This is a genomic window from Rhizobium sp. Leaf321 (assembly GCF_001423215.1).
GTDB lineage: Bacteria > Pseudomonadota > Alphaproteobacteria > Rhizobiales > Rhizobiaceae > Neorhizobium > Neorhizobium soli.
The window spans coordinates 162585-176887 of record NZ_LMOF01000001.1; the positions used below are offsets into that span (position 1 = coordinate 162585).

Annotated in this window: 13 protein-coding genes; 9 read left to right on the forward strand and 4 right to left on the reverse strand. The window is 60.2% G+C overall.

The window, feature by feature from the left end; genetic code table 11:
• Window positions 1–24: 24 nt before the first annotated feature.
• From otnC to ASF70_RS00725, 3 genes are read right to left on the reverse strand one after another with little or no spacing between them, the layout of a single operon-like run.
• Window positions 25–672, reverse strand: a complete 648-nt coding sequence (gene otnC, locus ASF70_RS00715) for a 3-oxo-tetronate 4-phosphate decarboxylase (RefSeq protein WP_062458713.1) — start codon at window positions 670–672, stop codon at window positions 25–27.
• Window positions 669–1931, reverse strand: a complete 1263-nt coding sequence (gene otnK, locus ASF70_RS00720; RefSeq protein WP_062576579.1) for a 3-oxo-tetronate kinase — start codon at window positions 1929–1931, stop codon at window positions 669–671. The genes otnC and otnK overlap by 4 nt, the downstream gene beginning before the upstream one ends.
• A gap of 33 nt (window positions 1932–1964) precedes the next feature.
• Window positions 1965–3008, reverse strand: a complete 1044-nt coding sequence (locus ASF70_RS00725; RefSeq protein ID WP_062576581.1) for a LacI family DNA-binding transcriptional regulator — start codon at window positions 3006–3008, stop codon at window positions 1965–1967.
• A gap of 123 nt (window positions 3009–3131) precedes the next feature.
• On the opposite strand from ASF70_RS00725, the gene ltnD reads away from it, so the two are divergent.
• On the forward strand, window positions 3132–4046 hold the full coding sequence (gene ltnD / locus ASF70_RS00730) for an L-threonate dehydrogenase (protein WP_062576845.1): 915 nt from the start codon (window positions 3132–3134) through the stop codon (window positions 4044–4046).
• Window positions 4047–4050: 4 nt separating this feature from the next.
• Window positions 4051–4818, forward strand: coding sequence for a 2-oxo-tetronate isomerase (otnI, locus tag ASF70_RS00735; protein ID WP_062576584.1), 768 nt, complete (start codon window positions 4051–4053; stop codon window positions 4816–4818).
• Window positions 4819–4859: 41 nt separating this feature from the next.
• Here the strand turns inward: otnI and ASF70_RS00740 are convergent, their stop codons facing one another.
• Window positions 4860–5906: a LysR family transcriptional regulator gene (locus ASF70_RS00740; protein WP_062576585.1), complete on the reverse strand. Its 1047-nt coding sequence runs from the start codon at window positions 5904–5906 to the stop codon at window positions 4860–4862.
• A 135-nt stretch (window positions 5907–6041) separates the two neighbouring features.
• Between ASF70_RS00740 and ASF70_RS00745 the strand changes: the two genes are divergently transcribed.
• The 7 genes from ASF70_RS00745 to ASF70_RS00780 all read left to right on the forward strand — a co-directional run bounded on the left by ASF70_RS00745 (window position 6042) and on the right by ASF70_RS00780 (window position 14291).
• Entirely contained in the window at window positions 6042–7361 is a 1320-nt protein-coding gene (locus ASF70_RS00745) for an MFS transporter (protein WP_062576587.1), read from the forward strand.
• Window positions 7362–8339, forward strand: a complete 978-nt coding sequence (locus ASF70_RS00750; protein ID WP_062576589.1) for an amidohydrolase family protein — start codon at window positions 7362–7364, stop codon at window positions 8337–8339. It abuts the gene before it with no gap.
• A gap of 623 nt (window positions 8340–8962) precedes the next feature.
• Window positions 8963–9952 carry a tripartite tricarboxylate transporter substrate-binding protein gene (locus ASF70_RS00760; RefSeq protein ID WP_062576592.1) on the forward strand — a complete coding sequence of 330 codons (990 nt, stop codon included), beginning with the start codon at window positions 8963–8965 and terminating at the stop codon, window positions 9950–9952.
• Window positions 9953–10022: 70 nt separating this feature from the next.
• Complete coding sequence (locus ASF70_RS00765) at window positions 10023–10517, forward strand: tripartite tricarboxylate transporter TctB family protein (RefSeq protein WP_062458685.1); 495 nt, start codon at window positions 10023–10025, stop codon at window positions 10515–10517.
• A gap of 17 nt (window positions 10518–10534) precedes the next feature.
• Window positions 10535–12049: a tripartite tricarboxylate transporter permease gene (locus tag ASF70_RS00770; RefSeq protein ID WP_062576594.1), complete on the forward strand. Its 1515-nt coding sequence runs from the start codon at window positions 10535–10537 to the stop codon at window positions 12047–12049.
• A 44-nt stretch (window positions 12050–12093) separates the two neighbouring features.
• Entirely contained in the window at window positions 12094–13476 is a 1383-nt protein-coding gene (locus ASF70_RS00775; RefSeq protein WP_062576596.1) for a hypothetical protein, read from the forward strand.
• An 86-nt stretch (window positions 13477–13562) separates the two neighbouring features.
• Window positions 13563–14291: a sulfite exporter TauE/SafE family protein gene (locus ASF70_RS00780; RefSeq protein ID WP_062576598.1), complete on the forward strand. Its 729-nt coding sequence runs from the start codon at window positions 13563–13565 to the stop codon at window positions 14289–14291.
• Window positions 14292–14303: the final 12 nt, after the last annotated feature.

Consider the following 14303-nt stretch of genomic DNA (forward strand, 5'->3'; position numbering starts at 1 on the left):
ACGCGGTCACCTACGCCAGCAGGATCAGCCGTGGCGCTCCATAAGATCGTCACGCTGCTCCTGCGTCAGTGGCCTGATTTTCTCGCCACGCAGCATCAGGAACAGTTTCGCCGTTTCCTCGAGCTCTTCGGTCGCGTATTGCGCCTCGCGAAGCGATTTCCCGGCAACTACCGGCCCGTGATTGGCGAGCAGGACGGCGTGACTGTCGCGAGCACGCTCCCGCACCGCCTCCGCCAAAGCGGCATCGCCTGGCGGGAAATACGGAGCCATCGGCAGTTTTCCCACCCGCATGACGTAATAAGCCGTCAGTGGCGGAAGAAGATCCTCCGGGTTCAGTCCTTCGATGAGGCTGATCGCGACGGCATTCGTCGAGTGAAGGTGAACGACCGCTGAAGCCGTGCTGCGTTCGCAATACATGCACTGGTGCAGAAACGCTTCCTTGGTCGGTTTGTCGCCGGAGACATGCACGCCCTCAGCCGAGAATTTCGAAAGGCGCGCCGGATCGAGCGCGCCAAGCGATGCGTTTGTCGGCGTCATCAGCATATCGCCATTCGATAGCCGCGCACTGATGTTGCCGGTCGATCCGAACGTGAAGCACCGGTCGAAAAGCGACTTGCCAACCGTGACGATCTCGTCGCGAAGCTTTGTTTCCTCGGAAAGAACTGCCGTCATTTCAAAAGCTCCCACGCCTTGAGGAAGAAGTCGGCGGTGCCGAAATTGCCGGATTTGAGTGCAAGCGCCATTGGTGCGCCATCACCCATCGTCAGTGTCCAGGGCACACCCGGGTCGATCTCGCGGCCGATAAACAAGGCGGACGGCGCCAGTGCTCCAACGACGGCGCCTGACGTTTCTCCGCCGGCAACGATCAGCCTCCGGACCCCGTTTTCGCGCAGTCCGATGGCGGTTTTTGCGAGGAACTGCTCGACGATCTCGCCAGCCTTTTCCTGTCCAAGGCTGTCTTGGGCTGCCAGAACATCCTTGGGATCGGCGCTCGAGTAGATCAGTGGAACGCCTTCCTGCGCCAGAGCCCATCTGATCACTTCGTCAACGTCCATACGCCCTTGTGCGATATCGACCGGATCGAGCTTGAGCGTTGACATGCCGGCCTCGATAGCGGCCTTGATCTGGCCCCGTGTCGCCTCTGAACAGGAACCGGCAAGAATGGCGGCTCTCCCGTCCGGCGGTTCAAACTGTCCTGCCGTGATGTCTCGTCGCAAAAGCCCCGCGCGCCGAAAGTTCTCGGGCAGACCGATTGCGATGCCGGAACCGCCGGTGATCAGCGGGAACTCCGCGACTGCTTCACCGATCACGCGCAGATCCTGGTCGGTAATCGCGTCGACGACCACGACGCCGTCACCACGCCGACGCGCCTCGTCGAAGGCCGCACGAACGCTCTCGGCACCCTTTGCGACGTTCTCATGTGAGACAAGGCCGACCTGAAGTTTGGATTGTGCCGCCATCAGACGCACCAGCGACGAATCCGTCATCGGCGTCAGGGGGTGATGGCGCATGGGGCTATCCGACAGCAGTTGATCTGCCACGAAGAGATGACCCTTGTAGATCGTCCGGCGGTTGGCAGGGAAAGCGGGGCAGACGATCGTCAGATCCGTCCCAAGCTCGCGTGCGAGCGCATCGGTAACCGGCCCGATATTGCCCTTCGGCGTCGAATCGAAGGTTGAGCAGTATTTGAAGATGATCTGGCGGGCACCGGCCGTCTTCAGCCAACGCAGTGCCTCGAGCGACATCGCGACCGCCACGTCAGCGGGATTGGTACGGGATTTCAGGGCGACGACGACCGCGTCGACATCGCTCAGATCGAAATCGGCGGGCGGAACGCCCACCGTCTGGATCGTGCGCATGCCCTCCCTCGACAGCATCAGGGCAAGGTCCGTTGCGCCGGTCAGATCATCGGCGATTGCGCCAAGCAGCATATCATTCTCCCGTCTTGAGGATGGGCTCCGCCTTCAGGCGGTTGCCCCCTCTATAATTGAAAAACCCGTGTCGATGATCCTTGCCTCCTGCGGACGCTGAGGCGTCTCCAGCAAGGCTTCGATTGCCGTCTTGCCGATGGCAAAGCGATTGGAAAGCACCGTCGTCAGCGGCTTTGGCAGAACCTGTCCGATCTCGAGCCCGTTGAAGCCCATCAGCGCGAGACCGTCCGGCACCGGCATTCCGGCCGCCATGCAGTGCATGAAACCGCCCACCGCCATGTCGTCGTTGGAAAACGCCGCCGCATCGATGGCGGCACCGTCGGCAAGAAGACTGGCCAGAGCTCGACGTCCTTCGAGCGTCGAACTTGGCGCCTCTGTCCGATACTCCGAGACCAGTGACAAGCCCGTCTCAGACAAACCTTCGCAAAGCCCCTCATACCTTAAACGCGCGCGCCGATCCGCAGTCCAGTCATGGCCCACATAGCCGATCCTCGAATAGCCGCGCTGAACGAGATGGCGTGCCATCGCGCGGCCGGCGTCGCGATGCGACAGGCCGACCGCAAGGTCGATGGGCCGGTCATCGATATCCATCAGTTCGGCGATCCGCACCCGGCTGCCTTCAAGCATGCGTCTTGCGGCCGTGGTATGCTCGAAACCTGTGGTGATGATCGCCGCCGGATGCCAGGCCAGAAGCGACGAAATAATATCCTGCTCGGTCTCGAGACTGTAATCGGTCACACCGATCATCGGGCGATAGGACGTGCCGATCAGCCCGGCATTGATACCCCTGAGCACTTCGGGAAATACGATGTTCGACAACGACGGCAAGATGACGCCGATGATCGGCGAAGACGAGGACGCAAGCGAACCGGCAGCCCTGTTAGGGACATAGCCGAGTGCGTCGATTGCCGCATTGACGCGGAGCCTTGTCTCCGGTGCGATCGGTCCCTTGTTGCGGATCACGCGCGAGACGGTGTTCTCGCTGACTTTTGCCAGCCGAGCGACATGCGCAAGCGTCGGCGTCTCAGCGGCCGAGGGCACGCTATCGTCTGCAATGGACCTTCCCTCCCCGTCCAAGTCGTTCTCTCCTCCATTTATCTCAGCGCTAACATATGTCGCTTGAACAGGGCAAGAGGATGTGGTTGAAAACATGTTAGCGCTGAGATTCTGACTACACAGCGCTTCATGGAGGTGCCGCTCATGTCCAGCCCAACCACTATCGCCATCATCGGCCTCGGCTCAATGGGACTAGGCATGGCACGCTCTGTGCTGAGCGCCGGTCACAAGGTTCGCGGCTTCGACGTCAACCGGGACGCGCTCTCGACCCTCGAAAATGAGGGTGGCGTTGCTGCCTCCTCGCCGGGCGATGCTGTTGAAGGCGCTGACATCGCGGTCGTCGTGGTCGTCAATGCGGCACAGACGGAAACAGTCCTTTTCGGCGAGGCCGGGATCGTCAGCGCGATGCATTCCGGCGGCGTCATCGTCTGCTGTGCCACCGTCTCGCCCAGCGATGCGAAATCCTTCGCCGCACGGACCGAGGCAGCCGGGCTGCTTTATCTCGACGGCCCGATCAGCGGGGGCTCGAAAAAGGCGCATTCGGGAGAACTGACCTTCATGGCATCGGGCTCGCCTGAAGCATTCAAGGCGGCGCGGCCGGCGCTCGATGCGATGGCGGCCACCGTCTACGAGCTTGGCGACCAGCCGGGTGTCGGCTCCTCCTTCAAGATCGTCAATCAGTTGCTGGCAGGTGTCCATATAGCGGCCGCCTGCGAAGCGATCGCATTCGCGAAAAGCCTCGATCTCGACATTGCCAGGGTCTTTGACGTCATCACCAAATCGGCTGGCAATAGCTGGATGTTCGAAAACCGCATACCGCATGTGCTCGATGGCGATTACAGCCCTCACAGTGCGGTCTCGATCTTCACCAAGGATCTCGGCATTGTCTCCGACATAGGCCGCCAGCAGAAGTTTCCGCTTCCGATCACCGCGGCCGCATTGCAACTCTTCATCATGACCGAGGCCGCCGGGATGGGTCGCGATGACGACAGTTCGGTTGCGCGGCTGCTCGCCCAGATCACCGGGCTTCACCTGCCCGGCATGCCAGAGAAAGAATAGGCCCATGCCGAAGTTTGCCGCAAACCTGTCGATGATGTTCAACGAGCGACCGTTCCTGGAGCGGTTCGCGGCTGCGGCCACGGCTGGCTTTAGCGCCGTCGAGTATCTCTTCCCTTACGACTATCCAGCCGAGGTCGTCGCCGAGAAGCTTCGTGATGCCGGGCTAAACCAGGCCCTGTTCAACATGCCACCCGGGAATTGGACAGGCGGCGATCGGGGTCTTGCGAGCCTTTCCGACCGGCGCGAGGAGTTCGAGTCGTCGCTGGTCAAGGCAATTGCCTATGGCAAGGCGCTCGGAACGCCGCTTCTTCACATGATGGCCGGGATCGCGCCAGCGGATGATCCCACCGCTGCATCCTGCTATGTGGACAATCTGAAAAAGGCGGCCGATGCAACGGCCGAAGCCGGTATCGGTCTCGTCATCGAGCCTATCAACAAACGCGATATGCCGGGATATTTTCTCAACGACTTCAATCGCGCATTCGATCTCGTCGCCGATCTCGATCGCCCCAATGTCAGTCTGCAGTTCGACATCTATCACCGCCAGATCATGCATGGAGATGTCATCACAGCCTTGAGGCAGATGGCGCCGCGCATCGGGCATATCCAGATTGCGGCGGTTCCTACCCGGCATGAACCCATGACAGGCGAACTCAACGACCGCATGATCTTCGAAGAGATCGACGCCCTCGGCTATCAGGGTTATGTCGGCTGCGAATACCGGCCTGCGGGAGTAACCGAGGACGGACTGGGCTGGATGAGTTCGATCTGAACCCGGCTCACCCCTTTACCGAAGTATGCATCCGGCTTGCATCATCCGTCGCTCGTCAGTTCCGCCCTGATCCGTCGCTGTTCTTGCAGCGCCGTCTGGAGTTGCGTCAAGAACGCCTCGACGCCGGGCGTCATCGGGCGATCTCGACGCGTGACGATCCCGTATGATCCCATCACCGCAGGCAGCGTGACCGGGATCTCGACCAGCAGGTTATGGCGGATGTAGAAGTCCGATACGTCGCCGGGCATCACGGCCAGCATGTCGCTCTCGTGCATCAGCGCCACCATCGTCATCATTGACGAAGTTTCGACGATGTTTTGGGGACCGGACAGTCGCATTTCGGCAAAGACGGGCGCCAGAACCTTTCGCATCGGGCTTCCGGCCGGCAGAAGCGTCCAGGGCCATTCGCCGAGCTCGCGCACCGTGACGGACGACCTGCTCGCGAGCGGATGGTCCCGCCGGCCGACGACTTTCAGCGGTTCGTCGATGAGATCGACGTAATCGAAGTCGTTGCGATCGCCGAGCACGATCGGTCGTGCCAGCAGCACATCGAGGTGACCGTTCAACAGGGAGCCAACGAGCGCATCGCTTGTCCCGGCATCGATTGAGACCTGCAGGCCGGGATGCTCGCGCTTGAGCGCAGCGACAGCCTTTGCCAGGAGAAACGGAACGGCGCTGATGACAGCCCCGATCCGCAACGTGCCGGATGCGCCCGACGACAGCGAATCGAGATCCTCCCTCGTCCGGACGATCTCCATCTGCATGAGCCGCGCATGTCTAATCATCACCTCGCCATAGGGCGTTGCGCGCATGCCCCTGGAACTGCGCTCGAACAGCGGATGGCCGACGGCCGCTTCCAGATCCTGAATCAGTTTCGTCGCCGTCGGCTGCGTCATGTTGAGAGCCGACGCGGCTTTTCGCAGGCTCGCGACCTTTCCAAGCTCGATGAGAAGCAGCAGCTGCGTGCTTTTCAGGTGGCGCAGGAGCGACAGCCCGCGGTCGAAACGCTCTGATGCCATTGGCGCAATCCATTTCAGCCGGCGGATGCCGTGATCGGAAAAGCCGATCACATGATCTGTATATTTCATTATTTCGGCATAGCCAGTCAACTATATTCCCGGGATGCACGGTGGAGAGGAACGCCGATCAAGGAGGTCGGTGACAACCGGGTGGATGCAAGCCTGATGAGGCCTGCGCCGACAAGTCAGGGAGGATTTGTATCTATGTCCGAAATTGAACAGCAACCCGTTGCCGCTGGCCGCGTGGAGCTAAAGGGTAAAGCGGCAACGAATGTACGATGGTACATCTTCGTCGTCGTTTTCCTGCTCGTTGTCATCAACATGGTCGACCGTACGGCTCTGTCGATCGCCATGCCCAGCATTGCCGCCGAATTCTCGCTCGGCCCCGCCATGCAGGGTCTTATCCTGAGCTCGTTCTTCTGGAGCTATGCATTGATGCAGATCCCCGGAGGCATGCTGATCGACCGCTTTGGCGCACGCTCGGTCATCACGGTGTCCACACTCGGTTGGGGTATCTTCCAGACCATTGCGGGCTTCACGACCGGCGGCATCTCGCTTCTGTTGACGCGCATCGGTCTCGGCGCGGCGGAAGCGCCTCTGTTCCCGGCCGGAGCAAAACTCAATTCGATCTGGCTTTCGAAACGGGAACGGGCACGCGGTGCCGTTTTCATGGACAGCGGTGCGCCGCTCGGGGCTGCCATCGGCGGCGTCCTGATCAGCTGGCTCATCCTTACGCTCGGAAGCTGGCGGCTTGCCTTCATCGTCGCCGGGCTCGTGACCATCCTTTTGGGCTGGCTCGCATGGCGTTACCTCCGTGACAATCCGTCCACGCATCCGGGCATCAACGCCGCGGAAATGGATATCATCAACGAAGTGGGGCAACCGAAGTTCGAGGCTACGGAAAGCGAACCGACCGAAATCCTTCGCCGGTCGATCGTCAGCCTCGTGGCAGGTCGCGCAGGATGGGCGATGATCAATTTCGGTTTGCTGACCTGGGGCCCGAGCTATCTTGCGCAGGCGCGCAACTTCAACCTGAAGGAAATGGGCGGAGCGACTTTCGTCATCTTCCTCGCCGGCATGCTGGGTTCGCTCGCGAGCGGCTTTGTCGCCGACAAGATGGTGGCCGCAGGGTTTAAACGATCCGTCGTCTACAAGCTTCTTCTGGGCATCACTGGCCTCGGCGTCGCCGCCACATTCATTGCTCTGCCGCATGTGAGCAGCCCGGTTGCCGCGGTCGCGCTTCTCTCCGCCACACTATTCCTGCTCTACTTCGGCAGCCTTTACTGGAGCCTCCCCTCGATCCTCGCGCCGAAGAGCCGGGTCGGCGTCATCGGCGGCACAATGAACTTTGCCGGCAGTGTCAGCGGCATCATCGTCCCGATCCTGACAGGCTTCATCCTTCAATGGACTGATGGCTCCTATGGCACCGTGCTCGGCTTCTTTGCGGGCTGCGCCGTCGTCTATGTCATCGCCACTCTCACCATCGACTTCAACGAAGGCAATCGTGAACGGAAGGGCAGCTAATTGGAACAATTTCCTCTTTGGGACGGGCCGATCGTCGATGCGCATCAGCACTTCTGGGACCCCGTCGTCAACGACCACCCCTGGCTGAAGCCGGAGGCAAACATTCCTTTCCGGTATGGCGATTACAGCTCGATCAAGCGGCGCTATCTTCCGCCCGACTACCTGAAGGACGCGCAAGGTCACAACGTCGTGCAGACAGTGTATGTCGAGACCGAGTGGGATCCGACAGATTCCATTGGTGAAAGCCGATACGCAACCAAGGTCGCGGATGAATTCGGGCTCCCCAACGCCATCGTGGCTCAGGCATGGCTCAACAGAGCCGATGTCGGCGACGTGCTCGCCGAGCAGGCAAAGTTCAAACTCGTGCGCAGCGTGCGTCACAAGCCGGGTGGCGCCGAAAGCGCCGCTGTTGCTGCCGATCACCGAACTCTCATGACCGACGAGACCTGGCGCAAAGGCTACGCCCTTCTCGAGACGCATGGACTGAGCTTCGATCTCCAGACGAACTGGTGGCATCTCGACGAGGCCATGCTGCTGGCACGGGATTTTCCTTCCACGACCATCATCCTCAACCACACGGGTCTGCCATCGGATCGATCCAGCGAAGGGATGAAGGGATGGCACGCGGCGATGGGCAAGTTTGCAGATATGCCCAATGTCTGCGTCAAGATTTCTGGGATCGGCCAGAAAGGGCGGCCCTGGTCAATCGAGGACAACAGCGCCATCATCACCGAAACCATTGCTATGTTCTCAGCCGAGCGGACGATGTTTGCCAGCAATTTCCCGGTCGATAGTCTATGCGGTTCATTTGACACGATCTATTCGGGCTTCAAGCACGTGGCGGCACGCTATTCCCTGAGAGATCAGGCAAAACTCTTTGCGGGGACTGCACGCAAATACTACCGGCTGCCGATGGCGAACGAAGCCGGCCTGACCGGCACCGCGCCTGAGGTCGCCCGGACGGCTCTCTTTGGGTAGCACGCAGTCGAAGGCTGAATAGACCTAGCTGCGATTGCGAATCGCCGATCGGGACCTGAATCTAAGGTTGCTGTTGTGCTATCCGCATGACGGTTCCCGGTGCCGATCAGCCTAAGTTCTCTAAAAAAAATCTCGCGATCCGTTCAAACTCGCGTTCGCAAACGCGAGTTTGAACAGTCGGGCTATCGCGTAAAGCAAGAGCAAATCGATTAGATCGCGCTGATCGATCGTATCGCCGCCTGCGCTCCCCTGTCCGCAAAATTTTGTATACAAAATTCTGAAGACTTGATGTGTGCTAATAGATGGCCTATGATTTTCCTCGGATGGAGGAGATTATGGCGTCAGGACGAAGCCCAAAATCAGTCGGACTTGCGCCCGCAAAGGCCGTCTCGGCGAGGCCCAGCCGCCACGATCAGAGTGGCTTCAGCGCGCTCGTTTCTTTCTCATTCGAATTCAAAGAACTGCCCGACATCACGAGATCGCAGCCGGCGTCTGCCTGGCCGCTCATTGCCGGGTCGATATCACGAGGTGCGCCGAGGACGCAGTTCGCTGCCGCTTCGTGAACACGAGGACCGATCGGCTGTAGGCAAACCTGCAGCCATTTCATCTAAAGGAGGAATAAGATGAAGAAGCTATCCGTAGGATTGACATTTGCGGCCGCGGTCGTGCTGGCGGGACAGGCGCTTGCCTTCGAACCGACACGCCCCGTCGAGTTTGTCGTCGCATCCGGCCCGGGCGGCGGTACCGACAACTTTGCCCGTACCATCCAGTCGATCATCGCCAAGCACAAGCTGATGGAAAAATCGATGGTGGTCCTCAACAAGGGCGGCGGCAGCGGCGCGGAAGCGTTTCTCTATGCTCGCAAGAATGAAGGCGATCCGAACAAGCTCTACTTCGGAACCAACAACGCCTATCTCCTGCCGCATGTCGCAAAGCTCGCCTATTCGATGGAGGACCTGCGTCCCGTCGCAGCGCTCGCATTCGACGAATTTTTGATCTGGGTGAAGGGCGATTCCGAATACGCGACGCCGACGGATCTCATCGAAGCCGCGAAAGCTGCGCCGAACAAGCTTTCCTTTGCAGGCAGCCAGTCGAAGGACACGGATGAAACCCTGGTCGCTCTGATCGAGCAGACGACGGGCACCAATTTCAAGTATCTGCCCTTTAATGGCGGTGGCGAAGTCGGCGTTCAGCTGGCCGGCGGCCATGTCGCTGCCAACGTCAACAATCCGAACGAGAATGTCGGCCAGTGGCAAGCAGGCGCGATCAAGCCCCTTTGCGTCTTCTCCGACAAGCCGATGGCCAAGAGCGATCCGGTCCATGACGGCAAGGGCTGGGGCGACATCCCGACCTGCGCCTCGAGCGGCGTCAACATTCCGTCCTACAAGATGCCCCGCACGGTCTGGACCGCGGCAGGAACGCCTGATGATGCGGTCGCCTACTACAGCGACGTTCTGAAAAAGGTCAGCGAGACCCCGGAATGGGCCGACTATATCCGCAAGACCTCGCAGACCGGCGATTTCATGTCTGGCCAGAAGCTGCAGGACTTCATTGTTACCAGCGAGAAGAACGCCGTCGGCGTCTTCGAAGCCGAAGGTTGGCTGGTTAAGTAAAATCCTGACGCCAATACGATTTTAGGTCCGGCATGTTCGTGCCGGATCTTTCGATCGAGGGAAATCAATCATGCGTATCAAGCGACTCCATGTCGAGATCGTCACCGCCATCACGCTTGCCGCCGTCGGCGCGCTGGGTGCAACAGGTGCCCTGGAACTCGGCGTCAGCTGGAGTGAATCCGGCCCCATGCCGGGCTACTTTCCGTTTTACGTCGGCATCATCCTGATCGTTGCGGCTTTTGCCAGCGCGGCCCAGGCCATTTTCAGGTTGAAAATGGGCAGCGAGGAGATGCGCGAGACGTTCCTTGAGCCGGAACAGACGCGAAGGGTTCTTTCCTTCCTTCTGCCGATGATCGTCTTCGTCATCGTGACGGTCTTTCTCGGCACCTATATCGGGACGGCGCTGTATCTCTTCTACGTTGCCTGGCGCAACGGCGGCTACAAGCCGTGGATCGCGATCCTGATCGGTGTTGTCTTCTCCATCGCGCTTTATTTCGTCTTCGAAAAAGCGTTCCAGGTGCCGCTGCATAAGGGCCCGATCGAAGAAATGCTCGGCATTTACTAAGCACCCGGAGCTTGATCATGGAAAATTTTGAACTGCTTATGGGTGGCTTTGCGACGGCACTTACGCCGATGCACATCACCCTGATGATCGTCGGCGTCCTTCTCGGGCTGATCGTCGGCGTCCTCCCCGGCCTCGGGGCTCCGAACGGCGTATCGCTGCTCATTCCGCTGACCTTCACAATGGACCCGGTCTCGGCGATCATCCTTCTGGCGTCGATGTATTGGGGCGCGCTGTTCGGCGGCTCGACGACCTCGATCCTCTTCAACATTCCCGGCGAGCCGAGTTCGGTGGCGACCACTTTCGATGGCTATCCGATGGCGCGATCGGGGCAATCGACCCGCGCACTCACGCTTGCCTTCATGTCGGCCGGCATCGGCGCCTTCGTCGGTATCGTCGTCATCACGCTTCTGTCCACTTGGGCAGCGCGCTTCGCGCTTCGTTTCGGCGCGGCTGAATATTTTGCCGTCTATTTCCTCGCTTTCTGCGCCTTTGTGGGGATGGGCAGCGCTTCGCCGATCAAGACGGCCGTCTCGCTCAGCCTCGGCCTTCTTCTATCCACTGTCGGCATGGATACCGTCACCGGATCGCTTCGCCTGACATTCGGCATCGAAGCTCTCCTCAGCGGCGTCAGCTTCCTGGTGGTCGTCATCGGTCTGTTCGGGATCGGCGAACTTCTGGCAACCGTCCAGGACGGGCTGAAATTCCGCGGAGTCGCGTCCCGTATCGATCCGCGCGACGTCTTCAAGACCATGCTGGAGCTGCCGAAATACTTCACCACGATCGTGCGTTCGTCTGCCGTCGGGATCTGGATGGGCATCACGCCCGGTGGCCCGACCGCAGCATCGTTCATGAGCTATGGTCTTGCACGTCAGTGGTCGAAGCCAGGCGAAAAGTTTGGCACCGGCCGTCCCGAAGGTATCGTTGCACCGGAAACCGCCGACCACTCGGCCGGCACCTGCGCCATGCTGCCGATGCTTGCCCTTGGCGTTCCAAGCTCTGCAACCGCAGCCGTTATGATGGGCGGCCTGATGATCTGGGGCCTGACGCCGGGACCGATGCTGTTCACCACGCAGCCGGACTTCGTCTGGGGCCTGATCGCCAGCATGTATATCTCCAACTTCGTCGGTGTCATCCTGGTCCTGTTGACCGTTCCGTTCTTCGCAGCGCTGCTTCGCATCCCGTTTGCAATCATCGGACCGATGATCGTGGCGATCTGCTTCGTTGGCGCCTATACGGTGGCGAATTCGACCTCCGACCTCTGGCTCGTACTGATCTTCGGCGTCGTCGGTTTCGTCTTCAACAAGCTGGAATTTCCGCTGGCACCATTGGTTCTCGCCATGGTTCTCGGCAGCAAGGCGGAAAGCTCGTTCCACCAGTCGATGATTGCCTCCGACGGATCGCTCGGGATCTTCTTCTCGAACTATCTGGTCGGCTCGATCATGACCGTGGCACTCGCTCTTCTCATCATTCCGCAGAGCCTGAAGTTCATCAAGTACCTCAGAAGCCACAAGAACGTGGACGCGGCGGTATAAGCCGCGCCCACGCCTTTTTCGTTTCGGTTTAGGAGGGGAACACCATGAACTATCACACCTATTTCGGCAGAGAGTCCGCCCCGGTGGAATGCTGCATCGTCGGCACCGGCGGCTTCGGCCGCAGCTTCATCGCGCAAAGCCTGAAGACGCCGCTGATCAGCACCCGCGTTGCGGTCGATCTGAAGGCGCAAACCGCGACAGACGTTCTGCGGGGCCTTGGGATCGATCCGTCCAGGATTGCCCAATGCGCAACCGCGAGCGAGGCGAAGACGGCCTGGGAGAACGGCCATTATATTGCGGCGGGTGACCTTTGCGTCGTCCTCGACCTTCCGATCTCCGTGGTTGTCGAAGCCACCGGTCATCCGGAAGCCGGGGCGAAACACTGCCGGCTTGCGATCGATGCGGGCAAGCATGTCGCGCTCGTCTCCAAGGAAGTCGATAGCGTCGTCGGTCCCGGCCTTGCGCTGCGCGCCCGCAACAACAATGTCATCGTGACGCCGGTCGATGGCGATCAGCCGAGCCTGTTGATGGGTCTGGTCACCTGGGCCGAAGTGCTCGGCCTGGATATCATCGCCGCCGGCAAGGCCAGCGAATACGATTTCGTCTATGACCCAAAACAGAAGACATTGAGCTCGAACGGCAAGACCGCGTCTGCACCTGATTTCGGCGACTGGATCGAACCGGCTTCGCTTGACCTGGCGACCATCGCGGCAAGACGATCGGAAATCGCAGCGGAGTTTCCGCAGCGGGCAGTTCCGGACTTGTGTGAAATGACGCTGGTTGCCAATGCCACGGGCTTCCTGGTCGACCGAGCCGACCTGCATGTTCCGATCGCGCGGATCACCGAAGTTGCCGATTTCTTTTCAGAGCGTTCGAGCGGCGGGTTGCTCGGCGCGCCAAAGGTGCTCGACGTCTTCCACTGCCTGCGGCTTCCCGGCGAATTGAGCTTTGCCGGCGGCGTCTTCGTGACGGTGCGTTGCGACGACGCGGAGACCTGGCAGATGCTGGCGGAAAAAGGCCATGTCGTGAGCCGCAAGGGGGATGTCGCCATGCTCTACATTCCACGCCATCTTCTGGGCGTCGAGGCTGCAACGAGCATTCTGGAAGTCGGCCTGCGCGGCGTCTCCAGTGGTGCTGCCGAGCCGCGGCCGGTGATCGACCTCGTCGCGCATGCGGATGCAGATATCGAAGCCGGAACAATTCTGACGGCAAGCGGCCACCATCACTCGATCGTCAACGTTTCTGCGCGGATGATCCCGGCCGGCCCGCTCTCGGATGACAGGGCCGTTCCCTTCTACCTGGCAGCCAATCGCACCCTAAAGAGAGCGGTCAGGGCGGGCCAGCCGATCCTTTGCGGCGATGTCGAACTCGATGAGACCTCGGCATTGCTCGAACTGCGGCGCGAGCAGGACAAGGCATTCTTCTAAGCCTCCCAAGGCAATGCGCGGCCGGCGCGAACGCTGGCCGCGCGCTCTCAAAGGCCCTGTGGCCGAACTTGCGTCGAGGATAAGCCTTGCTCTCCTATATCCTCGTCTGCGCCATAGGTTTCGTCGCCGGTTGCCTGAGCGGGGTGATCGGCACCGGCGCCAGCCTCATTCTCCTGCCCGTTCTTGTTCCGATGTTTGATCCCGCTCGCGCCATTCCCGTCATGGCGATCGCCGGGCTGATGGCGAATGCCGCGCGTGTGATGGCTTGGCATAGGCATGTCAATTGGCGCGCCGTTCTCGCTTATGCGCTGCCTGGCATGCCGGCAGCGTCGCTGGGCGCTGTCAGCCTGGTCCATTTGCCGGCAGCGGTCAGCGGCACCCTGCTCGGCCTCTTCATCATGTTGCTTGTCCCGTTTCGGCGATACATCCGCCACCATAACATGACCATCGGGCTGGGTGGAATGTCGATCGCCGGTGCCGGTATCGGGTTTCTGACGGGGATGTTTCTGTCCACCGGCCCACTCAGCATTCCAGCCTTCCTGGCCTTCGGGCTGACCAAGGGCGCCTTCCTGTCGACTGAAGCGGCGGCATCGATTTTCGTCCAGGCCGCAAAGGTTTTCACGTTCTATCAGGCAGGTGCGCTGACCCATGATCTCGTGATCAGCGGTCTCGTGATTGGTTCGTCACTGATGGCCGGAACGTTCTTTGCCAAACGGTATGTCCTCAGCATGTCGGAGCGCACGTTCGGTCTGGTGATGGATGGCATTACCCTGGCATCCGGCCTGTGGCTCACCTGTGTCGGTCTGTTCGGCTGAAACCGAACAGAC

Coding starts and splice junctions, on each gene's coding strand:
- otnC (WP_062458713.1), bottom strand. CDS start 672: ATGACGGCAGTTCTTTCCGAGGAAACAAAGCTTCGCGACGAGATCGTC.
- otnK (WP_062576579.1), bottom strand. CDS start 1,931: ATGCTGCTTGGCGCAATCGCCGATGATCTGACCGGCGCAACGGACCTT.
- ltnD (WP_062576845.1), top strand. CDS start 3,132: ATGTCCAGCCCAACCACTATCGCCATCATCGGCCTCGGCTCAATGGGA.
- otnI (WP_062576584.1), top strand. CDS start 4,051: ATGCCGAAGTTTGCCGCAAACCTGTCGATGATGTTCAACGAGCGACCG.
- ASF70_RS00740 (WP_062576585.1), bottom strand. CDS start 5,906: ATGAAATATACAGATCATGTGATCGGCTTTTCCGATCACGGCATCCGC.
- ASF70_RS00745 (WP_062576587.1), top strand. CDS start 6,042: ATGTCCGAAATTGAACAGCAACCCGTTGCCGCTGGCCGCGTGGAGCTA.
- ASF70_RS00760 (WP_062576592.1), top strand. CDS start 8,963: ATGAAGAAGCTATCCGTAGGATTGACATTTGCGGCCGCGGTCGTGCTG.
- ASF70_RS00765 (WP_062458685.1), top strand. CDS start 10,023: ATGCGTATCAAGCGACTCCATGTCGAGATCGTCACCGCCATCACGCTT.
- ASF70_RS00770 (WP_062576594.1), top strand. CDS start 10,535: ATGGAAAATTTTGAACTGCTTATGGGTGGCTTTGCGACGGCACTTACG.
- ASF70_RS00775 (WP_062576596.1), top strand. CDS start 12,094: ATGAACTATCACACCTATTTCGGCAGAGAGTCCGCCCCGGTGGAATGC.